The sequence below is a fragment of the Cellulophaga sp. BC115SP genome (genome assembly GCF_009905545.1).
GTDB classification, from domain to species: Bacteria; Bacteroidota; Bacteroidia; order Cytophagales; family Spirosomataceae; genus Flectobacillus; species Flectobacillus rivi.
Map to the genome: position 1 here is coordinate 1 of NZ_JAAALB010000004.1, position 13316 is coordinate 13316.

Below are 13316 nucleotides of genomic sequence, written 5' to 3' on the forward strand. Positions count from 1 at the left end.
GAACAGAGCAGTTAAGCCCAGTACCGTTGATGATACTGCAATCAAATGCGGGAAAGTAAAAAAGCTCCAAAATATTATAAATTAGAATAGAAGCCACTCCAAAAGAGTGGCTTTTTTCGTTTTACAAGACTTAATACCGTTGAGGATACTGCAGGCTGTGCGCTACTGAATATGCATCTCAATCTTGAGATATAGTAGAAAGCTCCCAAATAGTATAAATAAAGATGAAAGCTACTCTTATGGAGTGGCTTTTTAAGGTTATAGTTAGCTTTGTACTCATGCTGAGATGGCAAACAATGCATATCTACTAACAGTGAGAAAGTAAAAGCTTTAACATATTATCTCTATGCCATTTTTCTAGTTTGAGATTTAAGGAATGTAAAGTTTTTCTTTACACTTTATTTATTATAAAATATTATCTATATTTTTACTCAAAATAAATCATGTAAATATTTTCTACCCTTAAAAATATGAGAACAGCCCTTTTCTCATTGTTGCTACTATTATCTTTAGCTTCAAAAACATCGTTAGCTCAGAAACGATATGCTCCCAGATATAGCTATTTAGATGGCTATTCTTTGACAGCTACTGCTGGTATTCCATATATTGTTGGAGAACTCCATGGAATTCAAGCTTTTCCAACTATTTATAACTTATCATTAGAAAAAGGTTTTTCTCCTAAAGTATCTGGACGATTAACTGTAATGTCTGGAACAGCCCAGAGCCAAAATAGTGCAGAATATTATGCCTTTGCTCAAAATAATTATTGGGGAGTATCAATCGCTCCTGTGATAAATTTGACTGCACTATTTGCTAGAGAACAGGAACTTCGTCTAAAATGCTATATGTCGCTAGGCATAGGGTTATTGAGATTTCATACTGATGTTTATAATACAAATGGTCAGTTATTACGTACTACCTCAAATAATACAAGTCGCCATACACCTTTGTTTCAACAATATGGTGCTGGGTCTGGGACTTCTGGTATATATTATACAAGAGAAGTGTTTGTCCCATTGACTTTTTCCTGCGATTATAAACTCCTTCCTCGACTTTATTTGAATACTTCATTAGGTATTAATTGGATTAGTACTGATAAGTTTGACGGAACTACTCCGTATAATTTAACAGACCCTTATTTTGTGGAAGGACCGAATTCATATAGTAATACGGCAAATGATGGCTGGGTAAATGTGAATATTGGCTTGAAATACAAGTTTATTGCACAACGTTTTATACATCAAAGAGGAATTTAGCAATTCATGCTTCTAATAAGTGAGTTAGTAGATTTTCAGACTATCTTTGAGTGGATTTAGTAACTTTTTAAATTATTCTAAACTTTAATAAAAATCAACACCATCTATGATCAAGACATTATTTTTATTTCTACATGGACTCTGGTTTATTCCCACGTTGTTTAACCAGCCTATTTCTTCAAAGATTGAAGCTGTTACTGTATATCCCGATGGGGCTCAGATTACTAGAAAGGCTAAAGTGGATTTACCAGTAGGAAAGACCGAGATACTTTTTTCAGGCTTAGGAGCGACGCTAGATGCTAAAAGTTTGCAAATGAGCGTGGATATGCGGGTAAAGGTATTGGAAGTCAATCATCGACTAAAAGATGTGAAAAAGGAAAATCAGGAGGAGATTAAAAAGCATGAAGATCAAAAGACTGTTATCGATACTAAAATAAAGAATTTCAGAGCGATGCTTACCGTTTATAAACGAGAAGAAGAGTTGCTGATTAAGAATCAAACAATAGGTACTACTTCAACAGCAAAAGTGGAAGAGTTGAAACTGCTCGTTGATTTCCAACGCCAACGTATGACTGATGTTCTGAACAAGCAACTGGAAATCGAAAGAAGCATTCAATCATTAGAGAATGAAAAGAAAAAACATAATCAAGAGCTAACAGAGCTTACAGAAAAGCAAACAGCTAATACTTCAGAAGTGCTAGTAACAGTAGAAACAAAAGAAGCTCTACCCGATGTAACATTCAATATTTCGTATTATGTCAAAGAGGCTGGTTGGATTCCTACCTATGATGTGCGTGTTGAAAATGTACTAAAACCATTGAAATTAGCCCACAAAGCTTATGTATATCAATATTCAGGAGAAGATTGGCGAGCAGTGAAGCTACGTTTTTCAACAGCTAATCCTAAAAAAAATGCTACACCTCCTGAATTGCAAAAATGGTTTTGGGGAGAAGCTAACGACTATTCGTCATATTATAATTCTGTAGAGAGTAATTCAACTGGTTTGACTGAAGTAAAAGGTTCAGTGAAAGACTTCGCAACTCAAAATGGCCTACCAGCAGTATCTATCTCGTTAGCTGGTACAAACTTTGGAACAGCTACAGATGCTAACGGAAACTATCGCTTGGCGATTCCCTTGAATTTACAAAAGAAAGGTATAGAGTTAGTATATTCTTATATTGGCTATAAAACTCAACGTCAAATAGTTTATGGAAATAAACTTGATGTATTATTGCAAGCTGAGTATAATGATTTAAATGAAGTAGTGGTGGCTGGCTATGGTTATGGTAGGCAACAAAAGCAAACTATCATAGGTGGTATGGCAACAGTTGAAAGAAAAAGTAACTATGCTCCAGCAATAACTAATATCGAAGAGAGTGAAGCTCCTACGAGTTTAAGTTTTGATGTTCTCTCGCCAACAACGATTCCTTCAGATGGCGAAACCCATACAATCGATTTGAAAGAAGAAGATATACCTGCTTTGTATGAGTATAAAGTAATCCCTAAAATAGATACAGATGTTTTTTTACAAGCGAAAGTAGTAGACTGGGAGAAATACAATTTGGTTGATGGAGAAGTAAATCTTTATTTAGAGGGTACTTATATGGGTAAAAGTGATTTGTCTTTAAAACAAAATGATACACTTACTTTTGCTTTAGGAAGAGATAAAAATGTGATTGTTACTCGAAAAAAACAAAAAGAATTACAGAAAAAGCAGTTTTTAAGTAATAGTAAAATCGATCATGTAAGCTATGAAATTGAGCTGAAAAATACGAAAAAGTATCCTATCAATATTTTAGTAGAAGATCAATTCCCCGTAACGCGATTGAAGGAAATAGAAATATACGATAAGCTCGCTCCTGAGGCAGGGGTTGACAATGATTCAGGAAAAATTACTTGGCGATTAAACCTCGTTGCCATGCAACAAAAGAAATTAACCTTTCAGTATTCTGTTAAATCACCCAAGGGGACAAATAGCACCGAATAGTTTTAGAGCCGTATCTCAACGATACGGCTTTTTTTACGTAATTTTGCCCCAAATTTTGCTAAACTAGGCTTAGGTCTATTGCTCAACATAATGAATTATCTATCAGCAGAAAATATTTCTAAAAACTTTAATGAGCGTTGGCTTTTTAAAGGTATCAATTTCGGTATTCTTAAAGGTGATAAAGTAGCCTTAGTGGGTCAAAATGGCTCTGGAAAGACTACTTTAATGAATGTCTTGGCAGGGGTTATACCTGCCGATGAAGGTACCATTAGTATTCGTAAAGGAATTACGGTGGGGTATCTTTCACAAAACCCTGTGTTTAATGAGTCGTTGTCGGTAATGGATTCCCTTTTTGATGGAGACTCCCCAACGGTGCAAGCCATCAAGGCTTATGAAAACGCCATGTTGCATCACAACGATGACGATTTGACGAGAGCGCTTGAGTTGATGGACAAATACCAAGCTTGGGACTATGAAAGTCGTGTGGAACAAGTTTTAGGAAAATTGGGTATTCATGACCTCGATAAGCCTATTACGTCATTGTCGGGTGGGCAGCGTAAGCGTGTGGCTATGGCCAAAATTTTGATTGAAGAGCCAGATTTAATCATCATGGATGAACCGACCAACCACCTTGATTTAGAAACAATCGAGTGGTTGGAGCAAACTCTTTCTTCCCAAAATGTAACCTTGTTACTAGTAACCCACGACCGTTATTTCTTGGATAGAGTTTGTAATAATATTGTCGAGCTAGATAATGGTAAAACTTATCCTTACAAAGGAAATTATGGGTATTTCTTAGAGAAAAAAGCGGAGCGTGAAGCCATGGAAGCGGCAAGTATCGATAAAGCTAAAAACTTGTTGCGTACTGAGCTTGAATGGATGCGTCGTCAACCTAAAGCACGTGGGACGAAAGCACAATATCGTGTTGATGCTTTTTATGACTTGAAAGATAAGGCATCGCAAACTAAGGACGATTCTAAAGTACAGTTAAATGTAAAAATGGCTCGTCAGGGTAGTAAGATTTTAGAAATTGATGACTTATCAAAAAGCTTTGGCGAACAAAAAATCGTTGCTAATTTTTCGTATGTCTTCAAGAAAAAAGATAGAATCGGTATCATCGGAAAAAATGGAGCTGGAAAGTCAACATTTTTGAATATGATTACGCAAAACCTGAAGCCCGATTCAGGAAATATTACTACAGGCGAAACGGTTGTTTATGGTTATTATCAGCAAGGTGATTTAGAATATAGAGATGGGCAAAGAGTTATTGATATAGTGACCGAAATAGCCGAATACGTTACCTTAGGGAATGGACAAAGTATTACAGCGAGCCAATTTTTGACTCACTTTAAGTTTGAGCCTAAAGTACAATATACGCTTGTTGAGAAGCTGTCTGGGGGCGAAAAACGCCGTTTGGCTTTGATGCGAGTATTGATTAAAAATCCTAACTTCTTGATTCTGGATGAACCTACCAACGACTTGGATATTCAGACATTGAATATTTTGGAGGACTTCTTAATGGAGTTTGGTGGCTGTTTATTGCTAGTATCTCACGACCGTTATTTTATGGACAAATTGGTTGAACACCTTTTTGTGTTTGAGGGAGAAGGACAAATTCGTGATTTCCCAGGAAACTATACCGATTATCGTGAATGGAAAGATGAATTAGATAAGCAAGAAGCTCAAGCTAAATCGGCACCTAAAAAAGTAGAAACACCAAGTGCTCCAGTTGTTCAAGAAGCTCCTGTTGCTACTTCTGCCAAAAAGAAACTTTCTTACAAAGAGCAAAAAGAGTATGAATCTTTGGAAGGGGAAATCGCTAAATTGGGAGACCGTAAAGCTGAATTGACAGAAAAACTCAATGCTGGGGGTTCTTATGAAGAATTGGCAGCTTGGGCTAAGGAGATAGAACAAATTGCAGACCAACTTGACGAAAAAGAACTTCGTTGGTTAGAGCTATCCGAAATGATGTAGTATTCATAATTCTTTCATCATAAAAGCATTACTATATATTCCAGTGCCACAATTTGTATTGTGGCACTTTTTTTTGTTTAACTTTATCTAAAATTATTTCAAGTCAACAAACCTTTACTACTATTATATGAAAAAAATATTACTCTCGTTGATTTTTATCCTATTAGGGACAATGCTCTCGCAGGCTCAGAAAACTTGTTTTTATAATGGTAAAGTTTATACAGTTGATACCAAAAACTCAGTTGCCGAAGCGGTAGTTGTCGAAAATGGTAAAATACTATTTGTAGGCTCAACCCCCGAGGCTCGTGCTGTATGGTCAGATAGTCGAACCAAGATGGTGGACTTGCAAGGAAAACTAATGCTTCCTGGACTTATCGACAATCACACGCATTTTGCTGACGGGGGAATGTATCTGTTAGGTGTAGATTTGAGAGGAGCCAAAACGATAGCAGAGTTTAAAGGTATTTTGAAAAAGTATGTGGATAACCACCGTGGAGAGTGGATAACTTCTGGTAATTGGGATCATGAATCTTGGGAAGTAAAGGAGTTGCCTACCAAAGAAATGATTGATGATTTTTCGCAAGATACCCCCATTTTTGTTGACCGTTTTGATGGGCACATGGGGCTAGCTAATTCAAAAGCCTTGGCTTTAGCAGGTATTACCAAAGATACACCTTCGCCTGATGGTGGAGAAATAGTGAAAGATCCTAAGACAGGCGAACCAACAGGCGTGCTAAAAGACGCCGCAATGCCTTTGATTTATAAAATTATTCCAGCTGCCAATGCAGTGCAAAAAATCAAATTTGTAGAAAGAGCACTTCAAGAAGCACGAGAAAACGGTATTACTTCGGTTCATGATATTACGTTTCAACCAGATTTGATTGCTTATCAAGACTTGGAAAAGGCGGGTAAACTTACGTGTCGTTTTTATACAAGACTTCCCATTAGTACTTATCAAAACTTGGTAAATACGGGTATTCAAGCAGGATTTGGTTCTGATAAAATTAAATTAGGCTCGCTCAAGGCGTATGCAGATGGTTCTTTAGGTTCGAGTACAGCTTTGATGTTTAAGCCCTATACACAAAACCCCAATACCAAGGGTTTGGCTTCGGATATTATTATTAATGGAAGCTTGACCAAGTGGGCAGTAGATGCTGATAAAAACCATTTACAACTTTCTATTCATGCTATTGGGGATTCCGCTAATTATTTAATGCTAAAGCTTTTTGAAAAAATTACACAGGAAAATCCTAAATGGGATCGTCGTTTCCGTATCGAGCACGCACAGCATGTGAGATTTGAAGATATTCAAGCTTTTGCCAAATTGGGTGTTATTGCTTCTGTACAGCCTTATCACTGTATCGACGATGGCGTTTGGGCTGCTAAGCGTATCGGAGACCGAGTGAATTATACACATCCATACAAGTCATTCTTAGAAGCTGGTGTAAAACTCTGTATGGGCTCAGATTGGTCAGTGGCACCACTTAATGCTATTTTGGGAATATATGCTGCTGTAACTCGTCAAACAGTGGATGGCGCTAACCCGATGGGTTGGATACCGAAACAGAAAATATCTGTGCAAGAGGCTATCAAAGCCTATACTATCAATAATGCATACGCAGCTTTTGAAGAAAATGTAAAAGGAAGTATAGAAGTCGGTAAACTAGCTGATATGGTGGTACTTTCAGAGGATATTTTAACAATTCAACCTGAAAAAATAAAAAATGTACAGGTATTAATGACTATTTTTGATGGGAAAATTGTTTTTGAAAGAAAGTAAACCTCGAACATAAAAACTAGGGCATGGATTGAATATTTCCTAATGAAGTTTTAATCCATACACAACGAAAAATTGTAAAAATAAGTCTAATTTGTCGAGGCTATTGAACTAGCTAATCAATAGCAGAAACTGGATTTTAAGTGTTGTGTAGGCTTGTTGTAAAAATTATCCATGGATATAACTCAAATAATAAAATATCTCTCCGATTCAAAAGAGATTATTAATGCAGGTTTGTTCGCCATCACCTTTGTGGTATATGCTGAAAATGGGCTTTTCTTCGCTTTCTTTTTACCTGGCGACTATCTTCTGTTTTTGACTGGAATTTTTGTAGGTAGTAAACTATTACTTTATCCTATCACTACAGTGATATTGTATTTGTTTTTGGCGGCTGTAATAGGCTCATTAACAGGATTCTTATTTGGACGGTATTTTGGTACAACCCTCGAAAACAGACCAGATACGTGGTATTTTAAAAGAAAACACCTAGATGCCACAAAGGATTTTTTCGAAAAATATGGTAGCCAAGCCTTAATTATCAGCCGATTCTTACCATATATCCGTACCTTTGCACCGATTTTGGCAGGTATTAGTAAAATGAGTTACCCAAAATATCTTTTCCTGAATATCGTTGGCGGAGCCGTTTGGGTTGTCTCGTTAGTGGGAGGTGGTTATTGGTTTGGTATCAAGTTCCCTTGGATTATCAATTATGTACATTATGTCATTTTGTTTTTCTTGGTTATTACAACTTTTACCGTTGTCAAAGGATATTTTAATATCAGGAATAAGTCATAAATAGGCAATGAGCCTTCGGCTTTTGGTACTCACTTACTGTTTGTTAATACGAGTGTGTTTCAATCGCTTTTCTAATTTATTATACGATGCTTAGTGAATTTGGCTATATTTTGTTGTTTATCATCACTGCGATTGTCTTTACGGCGGTAATTCTCTTTGTTGCCAAGCTATTGAGACCCAATCGCCCGAATGTTGAGAAGCTAACTACTTACGAGTCTGGAGAGGAGCCTGATGGTAATGCCAACGTCCGTTTTAATATTCGCTTTTATGTAATTGCGTTGTTGTTTGTGCTATTTGATTTAGAATTGGTGTTCTTGTTTCCATGGGCAACAGTTTTTGGCAATGAGACACTAAACAATTCTACTGATGGGCTTTGGGGATGGTTTTCGATGGCCGAAATGTTTATTTTTGTAGGCATTTTAATACTCGGATTAGCCTATGCATGGATAAAAGGACATTTGGATTGGGTACGCCCAGAGGTACAAGAACCACAGTTTAAGTCGCCAGTACCAGTAAGCAAGTATGAGGCTATCAATAAAAAATATTCTTAGGTTTTAGAGGCAAGTATTTGGTGTAAATTCTTCTATTGGTTTGCTTAATGGCTTTACCCAAAATACATATAGATTTTCATTTGCGACAAGGTTATATATTGTTAACAGTGCCATATCTGCAAGTAGCAGGTATGGCACTGTTTCCTTTTATATTAGTTCAGAAAAGCAATCCCTCGAAAATATTAGTCAACCATGAGCGAATTCACTTGCGCCAACAAATCGAATTAGGAATTGTATTTTTCTATATATGGTATCTTATCCATTATTGTATGAATCGTTTGAAAGGAATGCCTCATAATAGAGCATACCATCAAATCATATTTGAAAGAGAGGCTTACCAAGAAGATGAAAACTTACAATATTTGACAAAAAGAAAATGGCTTGCCTTTTTACGATATTAAGCAAGCCACCTTGTTACCATGAGTTTTGAGGACAAAGGATTTTATGCCTATTGTTTAGCATAACCCCAATTACAATCTCGTGGGAGCCTCTAGAGCGTTGATTAATGTCAGATAAAGTAAAGTCGTAGGAATACCCAATATTGAGAAGAGAGCTAATATTAAAACCGACTAAGCCTACAAAAGCATCTTTGTTTCGATAAGAGGCACCAATCCAAAAACGATTATCATACATAGCTTTGAGGTTCACATCATACGTCACAGGCGCCAAATTAACTTTTTTAACTAACACCGAAGGCATTACCGTCCAATAATCAGTGGCGTCAAATCTATAACCAGCTGAAAGGAAATAGTGTGGATAAACACTACCAACCCACGAATAAGTAGATGAGTTATCGCCTGTGGGTTTGAGGTTATAGTTTTCAAAAAGTAGTTGATTGGCCGATACCCCAATGTAATAGTTCATCGAATAATACCATGCGCCGACATTGATAGTGGGCTGAATCGCTGTAATTTTGCCACCTCCCATAATTGCAGGGTCTGGATTTACTTTTACCTGCAAATTCGAAAAGTCTAGTGTATATTGTGTCACACCACCCGATGCTCCAATCGCTAATTTTGAATGTCCTGTAACAGGAATATGATAGGCATAACTTCCTAAAAGACTAATTTGTGAGCTAGGACCCATGTTGTCAGATATTAGTGAAATTCCTACGCCCTGATGCCCTGGTACTCGTGGCTTACCGCTATATTGGCGCGAAGGGGTAATAGGACGACGAATAGTTTTGCTAATATAGGGCGTTGGACCAGTACTGGTACGGTCGGGCTTATCCAAAGCAAAATGTGCCGTTAGGTAGTATGTTGTGGGTGCTCCTTCAAAATTTGTCCATTGATTTCGGTAACCAACCTTTATATCGGTATAATCTTCAATACCTACCACTGCGGGGTTGATTAGATAGGTATTCATCATATATTGACTGTATTGAGGGTTTTGTTGGGCACTTAGGCGATAGCAAAATAAACTTGCTACTAAAAAAAGTATAAATTTTTGCATGACGAGGATTGCGTATGTATTAGCGTAAGGAAAAAACAAGCAAATTTTGTGCCTATTCCTCTTTTGAGGATGTCAATTATGTTGAGAGCGGTTGGCTTGAAGAGGGCGGTTTTTCAACAAGCTCTATACAAATATACTCAATATCTAGCGATGAATAAGGATAGAAATAATTCATTTCAAGGTTTTTAGGATGTTATTGGTCGATAATTTGGTGGTGTTCAGAAAAACATCAAACTTTAAAAGAACGAACTCCACTAACCTTGCGTTAGTATGAAGTTAGGTTTTGTTTTCTATCCAAGACAATACTCCATTCAATCAACCATTAGAAGATATTTATAGAAAAGCCCAACGGGGCATCGCTCATTATGCAAGTACATAGACTACCTTTAAGACAAACCAATCAATTTTCAGCGCTCTTTCTTGATTATATGGACCAAGCTTCGGCTTTGACCGAGTATTCTGGTAACTTCCCTAATTTGGAAGGTTTTGCGAAGCAGATAGAACAAAAATCATTTTCTGACGAAAACAGAAAAGTACTTGTTGAGGTACTAAAGCGACAATACCAAAACCTAACGATTCAGCCAAATCTTGATATTCTTGCTCAACCCAATACTTTTACCGTTACCACAGGGCATCAGTTGAATATTTTTACTGGACCTCTTTATGTGGTTTATAAGATGATTACCGTGATTAATTTGGCTAAATCATTGAAAAAAGCGTATCCTGATTACAACTTCGTACCTGTGTATTGGATGGCTACTGAAGACCATGATTTTGCTGAAATCAATCATTTTTCTTTGTTTGGTAAAAAATACGAATGGAATACCGAACAAAAAGGAGCGGTAGGAAGAATGAATCCTAAAGAGCTTGAAACGCTAATTAATGAGTTTGCGGATTGTCCAGAGATATTTAAAAATGCATATCTCCAAAAAGAAACCTTAAGCGATGCCGTACGATGTTATATTCAAGAGTTATTTGGTGCAGAAGGATTGATTTGTATCGATGCCGATGACCGCCAGTTAAAGACTTTGTTCTCCCCGATTATCAAAGATGATTTATTGAATCATTCGGCTTTTGCCAAAGTACAGGCAACCTCTCATGCGCTCGAAAATTTAGGATATAAAACACAAATTGCTCCTCGCGAAATTAACTTCTTCTATTTGTCTAACGGCGTTCGTGAGCGTATCGTAAAAGAAGAAGGTGTCTATAAAGTATTGAATACTGAGCTTCAGTTTTCTGAAGAAGAAATACTTGCCTTACTCGAATCTCAACCAGAACATTTTAGTCCCAACGTAGTATTGCGCCCTGTATATGAAGAGGTTATTTTACCAAACTTAGCCTATATCGGTGGCCCATCAGAAGTGCCATATTGGCTACAATTGAAAGGTGCTTTTGATTATTATGGTGTAACATTTCCAATCTTGATGCCACGTAATTTTGCTTTGGTTGTCAATAAGGCATCAGCGAAAAAGATGGAAAAATTAGATTTATCTATCGAAGAGTTATACCATGATGAAATAACGTTACGTAAAAACTTTGTTGAAAAACATTCAGAAAACTCTTTGAGTTTGGCAGAAGAAGGAAAAACCTTTTCAGCCATTTTTGAAGAAATACTTGCCAAGGCTATCAAAATCGATAAAACCTTAGAAGGCGCAGTAAAAGGGGAGCAACAAAAGCTATTGAATAGCCTTGACCATTTGGAAAAACGCTTGAAAAAAGCAGAAGAGCGTAATCAAGAGACAGAAGTAAATCAGTTGTTGGGGCTTAAGCACAAACTTTTCCCGAATGGTGGGTCACAAGAACGCGTTGAAAATCTCATGAATTTCTCGCTCAATAATTCCGAATTTATCTCAACATTGCTTAATACTTTCGATGCACTCGATTTCAGCTATTATACCATAGTTGAGTAAATATAAGTGCTGAATTGTGAGTGATGAGTTTTGAGTTGTCCTTGCGTAAGCAGGCAAAATTAAATCAAGTTTACCTGCAATAAGCTGTAAGTAAAAACAATGGTAGTGTTTCTTCGGAATTATTATTACATTTTTGCTTAACACCCAAAGCGTATAGCAACAAAAAGCGCGAGCCTTTCTCGAAGGGCTCGCGCTTTTGCATGATTGTTATGATGAAGTTTTTCAAGGTATTGGCAACACCTTACTTTCTTTGAAAGTAGAAAGAATTACCATCGTTTGTGTGCCAGCAACTTCTTCAATTTCGTTGATTTTTTCAAGCATCAACTTTTGGTATGAAGAAATATCTTTAGCAATAATTTTCAATAAAAAGTCACCCGAACCCGTTACGTGATGACATTCGATAACCTCTGGAATATCATTGATTTGGTGTACGAATGATTCAGTAACTTGTTTTTTGTGTCCTGTCAATGAAACTGTAACAAAAGTTGTAACTCCCAAGCCAACTTTATCTCTATTTAATTGAGCGTGATAACTCTGAATAATACCAGATGTTTCTAATTTTTTTACACGTTCGAGGGTAGGCGCTGGCGAAAGGCCAATTTCTTTTGAAAGCTGGGCGTTGGTAATCTTGGCGTTCTGTTGAAGAATTTCCAGAACCTTATGGTCTATCTGGTCTAGCTTAATTGCACTCATCTTATTAGGAGTTTAGTATGGATAGATTTTGAATTTTTACCAGATTGGTCAATGACGCAACCTAAACACTTCAAAATCTTTTACTTCTGACTTGAGTCTGTTTCTTAGTAAGGTTAAGAAATAGAAAGCAAAGTTACAGACTTTCTAGTAAATTTCTAAGAAATTTTACAGAAAAGGAATTTCGTAAAATAAAATTTTTATTAAACGGCATTATCTTATCGAAAAACCTATAATATTTTGCTCAAACGAAATGAGTGCAATTGATATAGAGTCAGTTAAACACAAACTAGCTCATAAAATTACTTTCTTTTAGAAATTTTGTTCATTGAGATACTTCTTTGTAAATCGCATTTAAAACGCCCCTTTAAAATTGTACTTTTGACACGATGTTTGGTGGCTCGCCCCTGTACTCGCTCTCTCCACATTTTCCAAGAAGAACGTTTCATCTCTTTTCGCATCAATTCTATTACTTCTTGTTCTTTTAGTCCAAATTGTTCTAAAATGGCATCAAAAGGCGTACGATCTTCCCATGCCATCTCAATAATACGGTCTATCTCTTGTTCGCTTAATATGACTTTTTTCATAAAGTTAATAATGTTAAAAAACACATAAATGACTTGCCGAAACGTATTGGCGTTTGAGCATATCATTCATAACTTCTTACAGGCAGAATTGTTGGCAGGAATTCATCACTCGGCAGGATTATTCGAGGAATGTGATTTTTGTTTCTCCCATTTCATAAAAATGTGTAAATTCGTATTTAATACAAATCTATTCAATAAGATATTTAGTCCTTTCAGAATGATTTGTCACTGATTTCAAAAACGGATTCAGTTCGGAAATGTAAGTAAAATGAAAACTTACAATGACAGAGATTGGTAGGTTGTGGATTATTCCCAAATTGTATATTTCCAATCTTAC

General features: G+C 36.5%; 10 protein-coding genes and 1 pseudogene. 8 read left to right on the forward strand and 3 right to left on the reverse strand.

The features are described from left to right. Positions 1–470: 470 nt before the first annotated feature. The 7 genes and pseudogenes from GVN22_RS04375 to GVN22_RS04405 all read left to right on the forward strand — a co-directional run bounded on the left by GVN22_RS04375 (position 471) and on the right by GVN22_RS04405 (position 8741). A complete protein-coding gene (locus GVN22_RS04375; protein WP_166549841.1) occupies positions 471–1256 on the forward strand; it encodes a hypothetical protein in 786 nt (261 codons plus the stop codon). Between the two features lie 106 nt (positions 1257–1362). After that, entirely contained in the window at positions 1363–3243 is a 1881-nt protein-coding gene (locus GVN22_RS04380) for a DUF4139 domain-containing protein (protein WP_166549842.1), read from the forward strand. A gap of 90 nt (positions 3244–3333) precedes the next feature. Next, positions 3334–5217 (forward strand): ABC-F family ATP-binding cassette domain-containing protein, encoded by a 1884-nt coding sequence (locus GVN22_RS04385; protein WP_166549843.1) that lies wholly within the window; start codon positions 3334–3336, stop codon positions 5215–5217. 127 nt (positions 5218–5344) lie between these two features. Continuing rightward, positions 5345–6997 carry an amidohydrolase gene (locus GVN22_RS04390; protein ID WP_166549844.1) on the forward strand — a complete coding sequence of 551 codons (1653 nt, stop codon included), beginning with the start codon at positions 5345–5347 and terminating at the stop codon, positions 6995–6997. 171 nt (positions 6998–7168) lie between these two features. Next, on the forward strand, positions 7169–7789 hold the full coding sequence (locus GVN22_RS04395) for a DedA family protein (RefSeq protein WP_166549845.1): 621 nt from the start codon (positions 7169–7171) through the stop codon (positions 7787–7789). 86 nt (positions 7790–7875) lie between these two features. After that, a pseudogene (locus GVN22_RS04400) lies at positions 7876–8259 on the forward strand (NADH-quinone oxidoreductase subunit A); the annotation flags it as partial. A 128-nt stretch (positions 8260–8387) separates the two neighbouring features. Beyond that, positions 8388–8741: a hypothetical protein gene (locus GVN22_RS04405; protein WP_240915560.1), complete on the forward strand. Its 354-nt coding sequence runs from the start codon at positions 8388–8390 to the stop codon at positions 8739–8741. 13 nt (positions 8742–8754) lie between these two features. On the opposite strand, the gene GVN22_RS04410 is transcribed toward GVN22_RS04405, so the two are convergent. Continuing rightward, a complete protein-coding gene (locus tag GVN22_RS04410) occupies positions 8755–9792 on the reverse strand; it encodes a type IX secretion system membrane protein PorP/SprF (RefSeq protein WP_166549847.1) in 1038 nt (345 codons plus the stop codon). Positions 9793–10157: 365 nt separating this feature from the next. Here GVN22_RS04410 and bshC point away from each other — a divergent pair, with 365 nt between their 5' ends. Further along, on the forward strand, positions 10158–11702 hold the full coding sequence (gene bshC / locus GVN22_RS04415; RefSeq protein ID WP_166549848.1) for a bacillithiol biosynthesis cysteine-adding enzyme BshC: 1545 nt from the start codon (positions 10158–10160) through the stop codon (positions 11700–11702). Positions 11703–11924: 222 nt separating this feature from the next. Here the strand turns inward: bshC and GVN22_RS04420 are convergent, their stop codons facing one another. Beyond that, positions 11925–12395 carry an Lrp/AsnC family transcriptional regulator gene (locus tag GVN22_RS04420; RefSeq protein WP_095161194.1) on the reverse strand — a complete coding sequence of 157 codons (471 nt, stop codon included), beginning with the start codon at positions 12393–12395 and terminating at the stop codon, positions 11925–11927. A gap of 299 nt (positions 12396–12694) precedes the next feature. Further along, entirely contained in the window at positions 12695–12979 is a 285-nt protein-coding gene (locus tag GVN22_RS04425) for a TIGR03643 family protein (protein WP_166549849.1), read from the reverse strand. Positions 12980–13316 lie beyond the last annotated feature (337 nt).

Bases quoted from the DNA above. Each gene is read 5' to 3' on its own strand.
- GVN22_RS04395 (WP_166549845.1), top strand. From the start codon at position 7,169: ATGGATATAACTCAAATAATAAAATATCTCTCCGATTCAAAAGAGATT.
- GVN22_RS04385 (WP_166549843.1), top strand. From the start codon at position 3,334: ATGAATTATCTATCAGCAGAAAATATTTCTAAAAACTTTAATGAGCGT.
- GVN22_RS04420 (WP_095161194.1), bottom strand. From the start codon at position 12,395: ATGAGTGCAATTAAGCTAGACCAGATAGACCATAAGGTTCTGGAAATT.
- GVN22_RS04425 (WP_166549849.1), bottom strand. From the start codon at position 12,979: ATGAAAAAAGTCATATTAAGCGAACAAGAGATAGACCGTATTATTGAG.
- GVN22_RS04375 (WP_166549841.1), top strand. From the start codon at position 471: ATGAGAACAGCCCTTTTCTCATTGTTGCTACTATTATCTTTAGCTTCA.
- bshC (WP_166549848.1), top strand. From the start codon at position 10,158: ATGCAAGTACATAGACTACCTTTAAGACAAACCAATCAATTTTCAGCG.
- GVN22_RS04390 (WP_166549844.1), top strand. From the start codon at position 5,345: ATGAAAAAAATATTACTCTCGTTGATTTTTATCCTATTAGGGACAATG.
- GVN22_RS04380 (WP_166549842.1), top strand. From the start codon at position 1,363: ATGATCAAGACATTATTTTTATTTCTACATGGACTCTGGTTTATTCCC.
- GVN22_RS04410 (WP_166549847.1), bottom strand. From the start codon at position 9,792: ATGCAAAAATTTATACTTTTTTTAGTAGCAAGTTTATTTTGCTATCGC.
- GVN22_RS04405 (WP_240915560.1), top strand. From the start codon at position 8,388: ATGGCTTTACCCAAAATACATATAGATTTTCATTTGCGACAAGGTTAT.